Here is a 13,706-nt window from a genome sequence, read left to right as displayed (position 1 = left end):
GCCCCCCACATCGGGGGTCCGGGGGTCGCCCCCCCGGGTCAACACAAAGAGGGAGTGGCAGGCCCGCGCTTTCCGCGGGCACACCACTCCCCACTCGATCGTGGGCGATACTGGGATTGAACCAGTGACCTCTACCGTGTCAAGGTAGCGCTCTCCCACTGAGCTAATCGCCCGTGCACGTGGTCTCCGGGGGGAGTCACGGCGGTTGAGGTGGAGACGGGATTTGAACCCGTGTACACGGCTTTGCAGGCCGTTGCCTCGCCTCTCGGCCACTCCACCAGAAGAGACCTTCTGGGTCACAGCCTGAAAGGCCCCTCAGAGCGGAAGACGGGATTTGAACCCGCGACCCTCACCTTGGCAAGGTGATGCTCTACCCCTGAGCCACTTCCGCCTGTGCTGCTCGGTGCCTTGCGGCCCCTTGCGGCGACGGGGAAAACATTAGCGCGTCCGGGGCCGTTCCCCAAACCGGGTTTCCCGGCGGGGCGTGCCGCGGATGCTTCGGTGCCGGTCGAAGGGTGCGGCGCCTAGGGTCGAGGTATGGCGGAACTTGCTGTTACTTCGGACATCGCCCCGGTGGCGGCGCTGCTGGCGGATCGGGCGCGGGCGGCGATGCTGACGGCTCTGCTGGACGGGCGTCCGCTGGCGGCGGGGGAGTTGGCGCGGACGGCGGGGGTGAGCGCGCCGACGGCGAGCGCGCATCTGGCGAGGTTGCTGGAGGCGGGGTTCGTCACGGCGGTGAAGCAGGGGCGGCATCGCTATTACCGGTTGCAGAACGCCGAGGTGGCGCAGGTGATCGAGGCGCTGTCGCGGATCAGTCCGCCGGTGGAGGTGCGGAGTCTGCGGCAGTCGCGGGACGCGCGGCGGTTGCATGAGGCGCGGACGTGTTACGACCATCTGGCGGGTGAGGCGGGGGTGGCGTTGTTCGCGGCGCTGCTGGACGGCGGTCTGATCGAGCGGGACGGCGAGGAGTCGTACGAGGTCACGGAGAAGGGCGAGGACCGGCTGGGGGCGCTGGGTCTGGATGTGCCGGCGTTGCGGCGGGCGCGCCGCAGGTTCGCGTGGCATTGCCTGGACTGGACGGAGCGGCGGCCGCATCTGAACGGGGCGCTGGGTGCGGCGCTGACGGACCGGATGATCGAACTGGGCTGGTTCGAGCGGGGGGCGACGCGGCGGGCGCTGCGGGTGACGGACGACGGCCTGAGGGGGCTGGCGGATTCGTTCGGCTGCGTGCTCGTCTGAGAACGGGCGGCGCGAAGCGCAGTCTCGCGGCCGCGTCTGGAAGTGTTCGCCATGCCGGTTCGTCCTGCTTCGGCAAGATCTGCGGTGAGGCCCGGGGCGCCGGTCCGGGCGGATGAACTCGAAACCCGTGCCCTGGGGGTCGTACTGTGGGGCCATCGGCCGGGTGGACGCGGAACGGTGCGAGGCCGGGCTGGAGGCGCCCGGCCATGGGGAGGTGGCTTCGGGTGACGGGGCAGGCCCACGACGGGCGGGCCAGGATCTGGCTGAACGGCGAGATGGTCGATCCGGAGCGGGCCGTGGTGTCGGTGTTCGACCACGGCATGCTGGTGGGCGACGGGGTCTTCGAGACGGTGAAGGCCGCGCACGGGGAGCCGTTCGCGCTGACCCGGCATCTGCGGCGGCTGGCGGCGTCGGCGGCGGGGCTCGGGTTGCCGGAGCCGGATCACGACGCGCTCGCGCAGGGGGTGCTGGAGGTGCTGGCGGCGGCGCCGAGGTGGCCGCTGGCGCGGATCCGGATCACGTTCACGAGCGGTCCGGGGCCGCTGGGCTCGGCCCGCGGCGACGCGGGCCCGACGGTGTCGATCATCGTGGACGAGCAGGCGCCGTTCCCGGCGGCGGGTGATGTCACGGTGGTGCCGTGGCCGCGCAACGAGCGGGGCGCGCTGTCCGGCCTGAAGACGACGTCGTACGCGGACAACGCGCTGGCGCTGGCGTACGCGAAGGAGCGCGGCGGCGGTGAGGCGATCTTCGGGAACCTCGCGGGGAACCTGTGCGAGGGGACGGGCAGCAACATCTTCGTCGTCCTCGGCGGGCGGCTGGTGACGCCGCCGCTGTCGTCGGGCTGCCTGGCGGGGGTGACGCGCGCGCTGGTGCTGGAGTGGTGCGGCGGCGAGGAGGAGGACGTCCCGCTGGAGGAGCTGTACCGGGCGGAGGAGGCGTTCCTGACGTCGACGACCCGGGACGTGCAGCCGATCCGGGCGGTGGACGGAACGGTCCTGCCGGAGGCCCCGGGCCCGATCACCGCGAAGGCGATGGAGGCGTTCGCGGCCCGCTCCGCCGAGCTGATGGACCCCTGACGAAGAAAACGATCTCCTGGGTCTTTACGTGATCGCCTTCTTCGGTGACGTTAAGTGGTGACGCTGTAGGAGGTCACCCGTGGTCAGCTCCCGTAGGGACTTCTCCAGAAGGCGGATCGGCGCGGCGGCCGCGCTCGTGCTGGCGGGCGCGGCGCTCGCCGGCTGCGGCGGCGGCGGATCGTCGACCGATCCGAATCGCGGCAAGGACGCCAAGAGCTTCACCCTCACCATCACCCGGAACGCCATCGCGGGCGGCAAGAACGCCGGCGAGGCCGAGTGGCTCACCAAGACCGTCATCCCGAGGTTCGTGGCCGCCGAGAAGGCGAAGGGGATCACCGCGAAGGTGACCTTCCGCGGCCAGGGCGTGGACGACGAGGCCTACAAGACCAAGCTCGCCCTGGACCTGAAGTCGCGGTCCGGGGCCGACGTCATGGACATCGACGGCATCTGGGTGGGGGAGTTCGCCCAGGCCGGGTACATCACGCCGCTCAGCGAGGGGGTGGGCGCCAAGGCGGACGCCTGGGACGGCTGGGCGCAGATCCCTGGATCGGTCCAACAGCTGGCGCTGTTCGACGGGAAGAAGTACGGCATCCCGTCCGGCACCGACGGGCGCCTCCTGTACTTCAACAAGAAGCTGTTCGCGCAGGCGGGCCTGCCGGCCGACTGGCAGCCGAAGAGCTGGCAGGACATCATCGCGGCCGGCCGCGCGCTCAAGAAGCTGCCGGGCGTGACCCCGATCCAGCTGGACGCGGGCACCGCGATGGGCGAGGCGACGAGCATGCAGGGCGTGCTGCCGCTGCTGGCGGGCGCGGGCGCGCAGATCTACCAGGACGGCAAGTGGACCGGCGGCGGGCAGGCGCTCAAGAGCGTCCTCGGCCTGTACGCGCAGATCTACGGGTCCGAGAAGCTCGGCGACCCGAAGCTCCAGGAGGAGGCGAAGGGCCGCGACAAGTCGTTCGAGGAGTTCGCCGCCGGCAAGATCGGGATCCTGGCGGAGGGCGACTACCTCTGGCGCGACGTGCTGAACCCCAAGGACGGCGTCGCGAAGATGAGGACCCGCGACACCGACGTGGGGTTCGCGCTGATCCCGGCGGTCTCGCCGGGCAAGGGCGTGCGGGGCCAGTCGTTCGTGAGCATGTCGGGCGGCCCGCTGACCGTGATGAACCCGAACACCAAGTACCCGCAGCAGGCGTTCGAGTTCATGGAGTTCATGAACTCCGCGGACATGGTCAAGGCGCGCACCGCGGGCACCCCCGAGATCACGTCCCGGACGGACGTGAACAAGCAGATCCTCGCGGGCGACCCGCTGCTGACGTTCGTCTCGGAGAAGGTCCTGCCGGTGACGTCCTACCGTCCGGGCCTGGCGGTGTATCCGCAGGTGTCGACGGCGTTGCAGGAGGCCACGGCGGCGATCGTCTCGGGCAAGAGCCCCGACGAGGCCGCCGCGCAGTACACCAAGAAGCTGGAAGGGATCGTCGGTGGCCCCTCTCACGTCTCCGCCCAGTGAGGCGGCGCGCCGCGGCGGCGCGGCGCCCGCCGGCGGGGACGCGGCGGGGCTCGGACGCGGGCGCGCGGCGGCGTTCGTCGCGCCCGCGCTGGTCCTCATCGCGGTGTTCCTCGTCTTCCCGGCGCTCTGGACGCTCTACCTCGGCACGACCGACTACCGGCTGACGGGGATCGCCGCCAGCGAGCCGAAGTTCGTCGGCGTGCGCAACTACGGCGACGTGCTCGGCGACGGCGACTTCCACCATTCGCTGTGGCTGACGCTGCAGTTCGTGCTCGGCTCGGCGGTGATCGGGCAGACCCTGCTCGGGTTCGCGATCGCGTGGGTGATGCGCGACCGGAAGGGGATCGTCCGGCGGGTCGTCGAGGCGCTGGTGCTGCTGGCGTGGATCCTGCCGGGGTCGGTGATCGCCTTCCTGTGGATCGCGCTGCTGGACCGCGACGGCGGCACGCTGAACGCGCTGCTCGGCACGCCCGGCACGGCGTGGCTGATCGACCATCCGATGGCGTGCGTGATCGTGTTCAACGTCTGGCACGGCACCGCGTTCTCGATGATGCTGTACGGCGCCGCGCTCGGGAACGTTCCACCGTCGCATCTGGAGACCGCCCGGCTGGCCGGCGCGTCCACGCTCCAGACGCTGCGGGACGCGGTGCTGCCGCGCATCCGCGGGCACGTGCTGACCAGCCTGCTGCTGATCAGCCTGTGGACGTTCAACGACTTCACCCCGTTCCTCATCACGGCCGGTGGGCCGGACCGGCGGTCGGAGATCATGTCGGTGTACGTGTACCGGACCGCGCTCGGCGACGGCCGGCTCGGCTTCGGCGCCGCCATCTCGCTGGTCATGATCCTGATCAACCTCGTGATCGCCCTGGTCTACCTGCGCGCGCTGCGCGAGCGGGGGCGCCGCGAGCGGGGCCGGGGCGAGCGGGGCCGGGGCGAGCCGCGAGAGGCGGTGGCGGCGTGAACACGGTCGTCCGCGAGACGCTGCGCAGGATCGGCCTGGCCACGTTCGTGTCGGCCGTCCTCGGGTTCTTCGCGCTGCCGCTGCTGTGGCTCGCGTTCACGCCGTTCGACGCGAACCCCGGCATCGCGGCGTCCCTGCCCGACTTCACCCTGCACAACTTCAAGATCCTGATGGACAACCCGTACGCGCTGGAGTCGATGCGCAACTCGGTGCTGCTGGCCGCCGGGACGGCGCTGCTCGTGGTCGTGTGCGCGGCGCTCGCGGCGTACGCGCTGAGCCGCGTCCGGGTGCCGGGACGGGACGCGCTGCTGTACGTGCTGCTCCTGCTGTCGTCCATCATCACCGGGACGGCGGCGATGGTGCCGATCTTCCTGCTGGCCTTCAACCTGCACCTGATCGACTCCCGGCTCGGCGTGATCCTGGTGCTGACCGGCGGGCTGCTCCCGGCCGCGATCTTCCTGCTGAAGGACTTCACGGACGCGACGCCGACGTCCTACGAGGAGGCCGCGCGGGTGTTCGGCGCGTCCCCGCTGCAGATCCTGCGGCACGTGGTCGTCCCGGTGATCCGCCCCGGCCTCGCCACGGTCGGGGTGTGGACGGTCGCGCAGGTGTGGGGCGACTTCCTGATGCCGTTCCTGCTGCTGCGCAACCCGGACAAGGCGCCCGCGTCCGTGATCATGTACACGTTCTACACCGAGGGCGGCCAGCCCGACCTGCCCCTGATCTCCACGTTCTCGCTGCTGTACTCCCTGCCGGTCGTGGTCATGTACCTGTTCGTGAGCCGCCGGTACGGGTTCCGCTTCCACGGAGGGATCAAGCGCTGATGGCGGCCATCACCATTCGGGAGCTGACCAAGGTCTATCCGGGCGGCGTGCGGGCCCTGGACGCGCTCGACCTCGACGTGGCGGACGGCGAGTTCTTCGCGCTGCTCGGCCCGTCCGGCTGCGGCAAGACCACGCTGCTGCGGACCGTCGCGGGGCTGGAGTCGGCGACGTCCGGGACGGTCGCGCTCGGCGGCGCCGACGTCACCCGGCTGCCGCCGGGCCGCCGCGACGTCGGCATGGTGTTCCAGGACTACGCGCTCTTCCCGCACATGAGCGTCCTGGACAACATCGCCTACCCGCTGAAGATCAAGAAGCGGGGCAAGGCCGACCGGCACGCGCGCGCCGCCGAGGCCGCCGACTATCTGGGCCTGGAAGGGCTCGGGAAGCGGCGTCCCGGCGAGTTGTCGGGCGGCCAGCAGCAGCGGGTCGCGCTGGCCCGCGCGCTCGTCGCCGAACCGCGGATCTTCCTGCTGGACGAGCCGCTGTCCAACCTGGACGCCCGGCTGCGCCTGGAGGCCCGCACCTTCCTCAAGCGGCTGCAGAAGGAACTGGCCGTGACCACCGTGTTCGTCACCCACGACCAGGCGGAGGCGCTCGCGCTCGCCGACCGGATCGCGGTGATGGAGAAGGGCCGGATCCGGCAGCTCGGCACGCCCACCGAGGTGTTCCGGCGCCCCGCGAACCTGTTCGTCGCGTCGTTCATCGGCTCCACGCCGATGAACCTGCTGCCCGGACGCGTCGAGGGGGAGCACGTCGTCGCGGCCGGCGCCCTTCTGCCCCTGCCGGACGAAGCGCGCGCGCTCGCGGCGGGGGAGGAGATCGTCTGCGGGGTACGACCCGAGTACCTCGACTACACCGACCTGCCCGCCGACGGCGCGTTCGCCGGGCGGGTGTCGGTGGTCGAGCACCTGGGCGGCAGTGCCCTGGTGACGCTGGACGTGGAGGGCGAACCGGTGCACGTCGTCGTGGGGGAGGGGCGCGAGCCCGCGCCCGGCGACGAGGGCTGGGCGCTGCCCCGGCCCGGCCGCGTCCTGCTGTACCGGGACGGCGAGCTGGTGGCCGCGCCCGACGAGTCCGATGTGCCCGAACCGAGGATGGCCCCGACCGGGAAGGAGAACGGATGACCGTTCATCGGGGGAGATGGACCCTGGAAGACCGCCTCGAGCAGGGGCTGCGGGAACTGCCGTTCGACGTCCCGGCCGGGACGGCCGCGGTCACGGTGGAGCTGTCGTTCGACGGCGGCGTCATCGACCTTGGCTGCGGCGGGCCCGGCGGGTTCCGCGGCTGGTCCGGCGGCGCCCGCCGCACCTACACGGTCGCCGCGGACTGGGCGACGCCCGGCTACCTGCCGGGCGAGCTGGAACCCGGCACCTGGCACGTCTGGCTGGGCCTGCACCGGATCCCGCCCGAGGGCGTCCCGTACGAGGTCACGGTGACAACGTCGTCGTCGCTGCCGCCGCGTCCGGACGTCCCGGCGCCGCCGCCCCGTCCGGAACGCCCGCCGCGCCGCGACCTGCCCGCCCCGTCCGGAATGCGATGGCTCGCCGGGGACCTGCACTCCCACACCGTGCACAGCGACGGGACGCTCACCGTCCACGAGCTGGCCTGCCTCGCCGCGTCGCGCGGCCTGGACTACCTCGCGGTGACCGACCACAACACCGTCAGCCACCACCCCGAGCTGCCCGCCGCCGGCGCGCACGCGGGCGTCCTGCTGCTGCCCGGCCAGGAGGTCACCACCGACCTCGGCCACGCCAACGTGTTCGGCGACACCGGCTGGGTCGACTTCCGCCGCCCGAGCGCCGACTGGGCCGCGTTCGCGGACGCGCGCGGCGGCCTGATGTCGATCAACCATCCGCTCAGCGGCGACTGCGCGTGGCGCCGCCCGCTGCCACCCGAGTCCCGGCCGAGGTTCGCCGAGATCTGGCACCCGTCCTGGTGGGACCGGCGCTGGGGCGCCCCGCTGGCCTGGGCGGACGTGTGGCGGCCCACCGGGGTCGTCCCGCTCGGCGGCAGCGACTTCCACGACCCCGGGCAGTTCAAGAACCTCGGCGAGCCCGTCACCTGGGCGCTCGCCGAAGACGACCGGGTCCTCGACGCGCTCGCCGCCGGACGGGTGGCGATCTCCGCGGGTCCCGACGCCCCCGTCCTGCTGCGCGTCGAGGACGAGCTGATCGCGCTGGACGCCGACGGCACCGTCCTGTGCCGGCCGGACGGGCGGCGCGTCGCCGTCCGCGGCGACAAGGTCCGGATCCCGGCCGAGGGGCCGGGGATGCACCGCCTGGAATCGCACGAGAACGAGGTGATCGCACTGTGCGGCTGAACGACGGTGCGCGGCTGAACGACGGTGCGCGGACGGACGCCCCCGAGATCGTCGTCGTCCCCCACACCCACTGGGACCGCGAGTGGTACCTGCCGTTCCAGCGGTTCCGGCTGCGGCTGGTGTCGCTGATGGACGGCGTCGTCGACCGCATGGAGGCCGACCCGCGCTGGCGCTTCACCCTCGACGGCCAGATGGCCGCCGTCGACGACTACCTGGAGATCCGCCCCGAGCGGCGCGAGCGGGTCGCCGCGCTGGTCCGGGACGGGCGCCTCGCCGTCGGGCCATGGCAGATCCTGCACGACGAGTTCCTGTGCTCGGGGGAGAACATCGTCCGCAACCTGGAGCTCGGCATGCGCCGGGCCGAGGAGCTGGGCGCGGCGATGATGGTCGGCTACCTGCCCGACCAGTTCGGGCATTGCGCGCAGACGCCGCAGATCCTCCGGCTCGCGGGAATCGAGCACGCGTGCGTGTGGCGCGGCGTCCCCGACCGCGTCCGGACCAGGTCGTTCGCGTGGGAGGCGCCGGACGGCACCGCGATCCGCACCCAATACCTGCCCGAAGGCGGCTACGGCAACGCCGCGTCGATGTTCGAGGACTTCGCGGACGGCGCGTCGCTGCTGCCCGGCCGCGCCGCCGGGTTCGCCGAGGCGATGGGCCGCTGGTACCCCGACGGCGGCCCGCTGCTGGCGATGTACGGCGCCGACCACACCGCGCCCGCCGCCGACCTCGCCGACCGCGTGGGCGGCGCCGGCGTCGAGATGCGGCTGGACACCCTCGCCGGGTACTTCGCCGAGCAGGACCCGTCCACCGACGGTCTGCCGCGGGTGCGCGGGGAGCTGCGCTCGCACGCCCGCGCCAACATCCTGCCCGGCGTGATCTCGGTGCGGCCCCGGCTGAAGCAGCTGATGGGACGCGCCGAGCGGCTCGTCGAACGGTACGCCGAACCGCTCGCCGCGCTCTGGTACGCGGACGACGCGCAGCGGTTCCTGGACCTGGCGTGGCGGCGGCTCATCGAGGTCAGCTGCCACGACTCGGTCACCGGCTGCGGCAGCGACGAGACCGCCGAGCAGGTCGCCGCCCGGATGGCGGAGGCCGAGCAGCTCGGGCGGGCCGTCTGCGACCTGGTGACCGCCGAGTGCGCCGCGGCCGTCCCGCTCGGCGCGCACCTGGTCTTCAACCCGACCCCCGACGTCCGGGCCGGTCTGGTGTTCCTCGACGTCCCCGGCGACGGCGGGGCCGGGCTGGAGACGGGCGACGGGCGCCCGGTGCCCGTCCAGGTCCTGGAGACGGCGCCGACCGTGCTGGACGACGCCGTCCACCCCGCGTCCGCCCTGCCCGTCCTGCTGGAACGGGTGTACGGGCGGGTGCTGTTCGGGCAGGAGATCCGCGACTGGTCGGTGTCGCGGGACGACCGGACGCTCACCTTCCACGTCACGGCCCGCGCGGCCACCCCGTTCGACATCGGCGACGTGCGGGCGGCGCTGGACGGCGCCGACGGCGAGTGGCGGGTCCGGATCCTGGCCGACCCGCGCCGGACGGTCGCCGCGCTCGTCGAGGCGCCGCCGCTGGGGCTCGTGACCGTCCGCCCCGGCGGGCCCGCCGCGTCCCCCGACACCCCGGTCACCGCTGACGGGAACGCCCTGGACAACGGGCTGCTGCGCGCCGAGGTCCGCGACGACGGCACGGTCAGGCTGCGCACACCAGGCGGCGTCGTGGTCGAGGGCGTCGGCCGGATCGTGGACGGCGGCGACCTCGGCGACTCCTACAATCACGCCCCGCCCGCCGCCGACCGCCTCGTCGGCGACCCGGTGTCGGTGCGCGTCGACCCGGTCTGGGACGGGCCGCTCGCCGCCGCGCTCGACATCGTCCGGACGTACCGCTGGCCCGCGTCCGGCGACGTCGCCGCCGACGCCCGGTCCGCGGAGGAGGAGGACGTCACCGTCGTCACCCGCGCCGAGCTGCGCGCCGGCGAGCCGTTCCTGCGGCTGCGCGTCACCTTCGACAACCGGTGCGCGGACCACCGCGTCCGGCTCCACACGCCGCTGCCCCGGCAGGCGGAGTCGTCGTTCGCCGAAGGGCAGTTCGCCATCGTCGAGCGCGGGCTGACCGCCGAGGGCGGGTTCGGGGAACGGCCGCTGCCGACCTACCCCGCGAACGGTTTCGCCGCCGCGGGCGGCCTGGCCGTCCTGCTGGAGCACGTCACCGAGTACGAGGTCACCGGCGGCGGGCGCGAGATGGCGCTCACGCTGATGCGTTCGATCGGCTACCTGTCCCGCGACCGCAACGCCTACCGCGACCAGCCCGCCGGACCGCAGCTGCCGACGCCGGGCGCCCAGTCCCGCGGCGAGCGGACGGTCGGGCTGGCGATCATGCCCTACGACGGCGACCGGCCCGGCGACGACGTCGTCGCGGCCGCCGAACGCTACCGGCACGACCTGCTCGCGGCCGCCGGCTACGGCCCCGCGGACGCGCCCGCCCCGCCCTCGCGGGACGGCATCGCGATCACCGGCCCCGGCGTCGCCATGACCTCCCTGCGTCCCCGCGGCGACGGCTGGGTCGAGGCCCGGATGGTCGCCGAGACACCCGAACCCACCACCGCGGTGCTGCGCGGGACGTTCACCGAGGCCGCCCGCACCGACCTGCGCGGACGCCCCGGCCTGCCGCTCGACGTGCACGACGGCACCGCCACCCTCGCGCTGCGCCCCTGGGAGATCGCGACCGTCCGCCTCCGGCTGCGTTGACCGGCGGCGAGTCGTCGTTACGGCGTCGGCCGCAACGACGACTCGCCGCGGCTCACCGGGTGATCGGATGCGCGGCGGCCGCGGCCATCGCCGCGCCGACGATCCCGGCGTTGTTCACCAGCCGCGCCGGGACGATCGGCGCCCGCACGCCCTCGATCAGCGGGACGAACCGGTCCGCCTTCTTGCTCACCCCGCCGCCCACGATGATCAGCGACGGCGAGATCAGCGCCTCCAGGCGCGCCATGTACTCGCTCAGCCGCCTCGCCCACCGCTCCCAGCCGAGGTCGTGCTCCTCGCGGGCCTTCGCCGACGCCCGCACCTCGGCGTCCTTCCCGCGGATCTCGATGTGCCCGAACTCGGTGTTCGGCACCAGCACCCCGTCGGTGAACAGCGCGCTGCCGATGCCCGTCCCGAGCGTCAGCACCACCACCGTCCCCTTGCGGCCGCGGCCCGCGCCGAGCCGCATCTCCGCCACCCCGGCCGCGTCCGCGTCGTTGAGCAGGGTGATCTCCCGCCCGGTCGCGTCCGCGATCAGCGCCGCCGCGTCCAGCCCCACCCAGTGCTCCGACACGTTCGCCGCCGACAGCGTCACCCCGTCGATCACCACGCCCGGGTAGGTGACGCCGACCGGACCGTCCCACCCGAAGTGCTCCACCACCTCCGCGAGCACCTTCGCGACCGCGTCGGGCCTGGACGGCTGCGGCGTCGCGACCCGGTACCGGTCCGCGGTGAACTCCCCGGTGGACAGGTCGACCGGCGCGCCCTTGATCCCCGACCCGCCGATGTCGATTCCCAGCATCCGCATCCTCATGACCTACCCCTGCCCCCGGCTCATGACCGGTCTGTGCCCGCTCGACGGCCAGGGTAGGCCGTGAAGATCATGATTCGTCCGCGGGAAACCCTTATGCCGGGCGCGCGCCCCGGTCAGACTGGGGACGTGAATGACTTCGATCTCCTCGTCCTCGGTTCGGGGCCCGGCGGGCAGCGCGCGGCCATCGCCGCCGCCAAACTCGGCCGGAAGGTGGCCGTCGTCGATCGCCGCGAGATGCTCGGCGGGGTCTGCATCAACACCGGGACGATCCCGTCCAAGACCCTCCGCGAGGCCGTCCTGTACCTCACCGGCCTCAACCAGCGCGAGCTGTACGGCCAGAGCTACCGGGTCAAGGACGACATCACGGTCGCCGACCTCGGCATGCGGACCCAGCACGTCATCGGCCGCGAGATCGACGTGATCCGCAGCCAGCTGGCCCGCAACCACGTCACCGTGCTGCCCGGCACCGGCCGGTTCGTCGAGCCGAACGCCGTCGCCGTCTCCGGCGGGCGCGAGCCGGGCGGGCGGGAGCAGAAGGTCACCGCCGACAGGATCGTGATCGCGACCGGCACCCGCCCGGCGCGGCCGGAGAGCGTCGCGTTCGACGAGAAGACGATCATCGACTCGGACGGCATCATCCACCTCGACCACGTCCCCGAGACGATGGTCGTGGTCGGCGCCGGGGTGATCGGCATCGAGTACGCCTCGATGTTCGCCGCGCTCGGCACCAAGGTCACCGTGGTCGAGCGGCGCGACCGGATGCTCGAGTTCTGCGACCTGGAGATCGTCGAGGCCCTCAAGTACCACCTGCGCGACCTCGCGGTCACCTTCCGGTTCGGCGAGACCGTCGCGTCCGTCGAGCGGATGGCGCGCGGCGCGATCACCGTCCTTGAGAGCGGCAAGCGCATCCCCGCCGACACCGTGATGTACTCCGCGGGACGCCAGGGCATGACGGACGACCTGCAGTTGGAGGCCGCCGGGCTCGCCGCCGACCACCGGGGCCGGATCAAGGTGGACGAGCACTACCGCACGGAGGTCCCGCACATCTACGCGGTCGGCGACGTGATCGGCTTCCCGTCCCTCGCCGCCACCTCGATGGAGCAGGGGCGCCTCGCGGCCCACCACGCGTGCGGCGAGCCGGTGTCCGACATCATCGACCTGCAGCCGATCGGGATCTACACCATCCCGGAGATCAGCTTCGTCGGCCGGACCGAGGACGCCCTGACCGAGGCCAAGGTGCCGTTCGAGGTGGGAGTGTCGCGCTACCGGGAGCTGGCCCGCGGCCAGATCATCGGCGACTCCTACGGGATGCTGAAGCTGCTGGTCTCCCCGGAGGACCGCAGGCTCCTCGGCGTGCACGTGTTCGGCACCGGGGCCACCGAACTGGTGCACATCGGGCAGACGGTCATGGGCCTGGGCGGCACCGTCGACTACCTGGTCAACGCGGTGTTCAACTACCCGACCCTGGCCGAGTCCTACAAGGTCGCCGCCCTGGACGCGATGAACAAGATGCGCCACATGGCCCGGCTGAGCGAGTGATCACGACGGCCAGAGCAGGTTCTCCAGCTCGTCGTCGATGTCGATGAACTCGCTCTCCTCACCGGCCGGGACGGCCTGGTAGGTGCGGTGCAGGAAGTCGGCCAGCGGCGGGAGCGGCACCTCGAACAGGGCGTTGCCGAACGGCGACGACAACGCGATGTTCAGCGTGCCGTCGTCCCGGGCCGGCCAGACCTCGACGTCCCCGTCCCCGACCTTGCGCACGATCCCCACGGTGAGCAGCTCCCGTGCGAAGATCCACTCCACCGGCTCGTCGTCGCCCACGTAGAACGCCATCCGGATCGCGTACGGGTCGTCGGCCGCGTACTCCAGCCCGGCGAGCAGGGGGACGCTCGTGCGGTCGGGGACGACGAGACGAAGGCCCAGCTCCGCTGAGACTGTGGTACTGCTGTTCATGGCCATTCCCTCTTACGTCGGTCCCGCTGGCTCGCGGGGTGCTCCGGTGAGTGCTTCTCCCTCACACGGATGTCCCCCCGATCTATGACGCCTAACTGCCGCGGCGCGGTCCGACATTCCAAGCCCCCCGGCCATTGTGATCCATCTCACTCTCGCAAAACCGCCTTCTGACCTGCGCAAAAGCCGATCTTCGCCAGAAGATCGACTTCTGCCGGCGGCCCGCTCGGGGCGGGTAGGCTCGCAGGGTGAGGCGGCGATCTCCTGGCCAAGGGTA

11 protein-coding genes and 3 tRNA genes are annotated in these 13,706 nt (G+C 72.4%); 9 read left to right on the top strand and 5 right to left on the bottom strand.

What is annotated here, in order from left to right; all coding sequences use genetic code 11:
* Positions 1-101: 101 nt before the first annotated feature.
* The 3 genes from AB0C78_RS41025 to AB0C78_RS41015 all read right to left on the bottom strand — a co-directional run bounded on the left by AB0C78_RS41025 (position 102) and on the right by AB0C78_RS41015 (position 391).
* Positions 102-173, bottom strand: a tRNA-Val gene (locus tag AB0C78_RS41025).
* 35 nt (positions 174-208) lie between these two features.
* Positions 209-279, bottom strand: a tRNA-Cys gene (locus AB0C78_RS41020).
* A gap of 40 nt (positions 280-319) precedes the next feature.
* Positions 320-391: transfer RNA gene (locus AB0C78_RS41015), tRNA-Gly, on the bottom strand.
* Between the two features lie 146 nt (positions 392-537).
* On the opposite strand from AB0C78_RS41015, the gene AB0C78_RS41010 reads away from it, so the two are divergent.
* From AB0C78_RS41010 to AB0C78_RS40975, 8 genes are all read left to right on the top strand, one after another.
* A complete protein-coding gene (locus tag AB0C78_RS41010) occupies positions 538-1,239 on the top strand; it encodes a helix-turn-helix domain-containing protein (protein WP_360758988.1) in 702 nt (233 codons plus the stop codon).
* A gap of 275 nt (positions 1,240-1,514) precedes the next feature.
* Positions 1,515-2,315 (top strand): aminodeoxychorismate lyase, encoded by an 801-nt coding sequence (locus AB0C78_RS41005; protein ID WP_360758990.1) that lies wholly within the window; start codon positions 1,515-1,517, stop codon positions 2,313-2,315.
* Positions 2,316-2,394: 79 nt separating this feature from the next.
* The gene (locus AB0C78_RS41000) at positions 2,395-3,822 is read left to right on the top strand and encodes an extracellular solute-binding protein (protein ID WP_360758986.1); all 1,428 of its coding nucleotides are present in this window, start codon (positions 2,395-2,397) and stop codon (positions 3,820-3,822) included.
* Positions 3,794-4,783, top strand: a complete 990-nt coding sequence (locus AB0C78_RS40995) for a sugar ABC transporter permease (RefSeq protein WP_360758984.1) — start codon at positions 3,794-3,796, stop codon at positions 4,781-4,783. Before AB0C78_RS41000 ends, AB0C78_RS40995 begins: the two co-directional genes overlap by 29 nt.
* Positions 4,780-5,607 carry a carbohydrate ABC transporter permease gene (locus AB0C78_RS40990; RefSeq protein ID WP_360758983.1) on the top strand — a complete coding sequence of 276 codons (828 nt, stop codon included), beginning with the start codon at positions 4,780-4,782 and terminating at the stop codon, positions 5,605-5,607. Before AB0C78_RS40995 ends, AB0C78_RS40990 begins: the two co-directional genes overlap by 4 nt.
* On the top strand, positions 5,607-6,731 hold the full coding sequence (locus tag AB0C78_RS40985) for an ABC transporter ATP-binding protein (protein WP_360758981.1): 1,125 nt from the start codon (positions 5,607-5,609) through the stop codon (positions 6,729-6,731). The genes AB0C78_RS40990 and AB0C78_RS40985 overlap by 1 nt, the downstream gene beginning before the upstream one ends.
* Positions 6,728-7,927, top strand: coding sequence for a CehA/McbA family metallohydrolase (locus AB0C78_RS40980; RefSeq protein WP_360758979.1), 1,200 nt, complete (start codon positions 6,728-6,730; stop codon positions 7,925-7,927). The genes AB0C78_RS40985 and AB0C78_RS40980 overlap by 4 nt, the downstream gene beginning before the upstream one ends.
* Positions 7,918-10,668, top strand: a complete 2,751-nt coding sequence (locus AB0C78_RS40975; protein WP_360758977.1) for an alpha-mannosidase — start codon at positions 7,918-7,920, stop codon at positions 10,666-10,668. The genes AB0C78_RS40980 and AB0C78_RS40975 overlap by 10 nt, the downstream gene beginning before the upstream one ends.
* Before the next feature lie 52 nt (positions 10,669-10,720).
* Here AB0C78_RS40975 and ppgK read toward each other — a convergent pair whose 3' ends face one another.
* The gene (gene ppgK, locus AB0C78_RS40970; protein ID WP_360758975.1) at positions 10,721-11,473 is read right to left on the bottom strand and encodes a polyphosphate--glucose phosphotransferase; all 753 of its coding nucleotides are present in this window, start codon (positions 11,471-11,473) and stop codon (positions 10,721-10,723) included.
* Between the two features lie 132 nt (positions 11,474-11,605).
* On the opposite strand from ppgK, the gene sthA reads away from it, so the two are divergent.
* Complete coding sequence (gene sthA / locus AB0C78_RS40965) at positions 11,606-13,018, top strand: Si-specific NAD(P)(+) transhydrogenase (RefSeq protein WP_360758973.1); 1,413 nt, start codon at positions 11,606-11,608, stop codon at positions 13,016-13,018.
* Here the strand turns inward: sthA and AB0C78_RS40960 are convergent, their stop codons facing one another.
* Positions 13,019-13,432, bottom strand: coding sequence for an SsgA family sporulation/cell division regulator (locus AB0C78_RS40960; RefSeq protein ID WP_151541842.1), 414 nt, complete (start codon positions 13,430-13,432; stop codon positions 13,019-13,021).
* Positions 13,433-13,706 lie beyond the last annotated feature (274 nt).

The sequence above is a fragment of the Actinomadura sp. NPDC048394 genome (assembly GCF_040651755.1).
In the GTDB taxonomy this organism is placed as follows: domain Bacteria; phylum Actinomycetota; class Actinomycetes; order Streptosporangiales; family Streptosporangiaceae; genus Spirillospora; species Spirillospora montaniterrae.
This window is presented reverse-complemented; position numbering and strand designations above follow the sequence as displayed.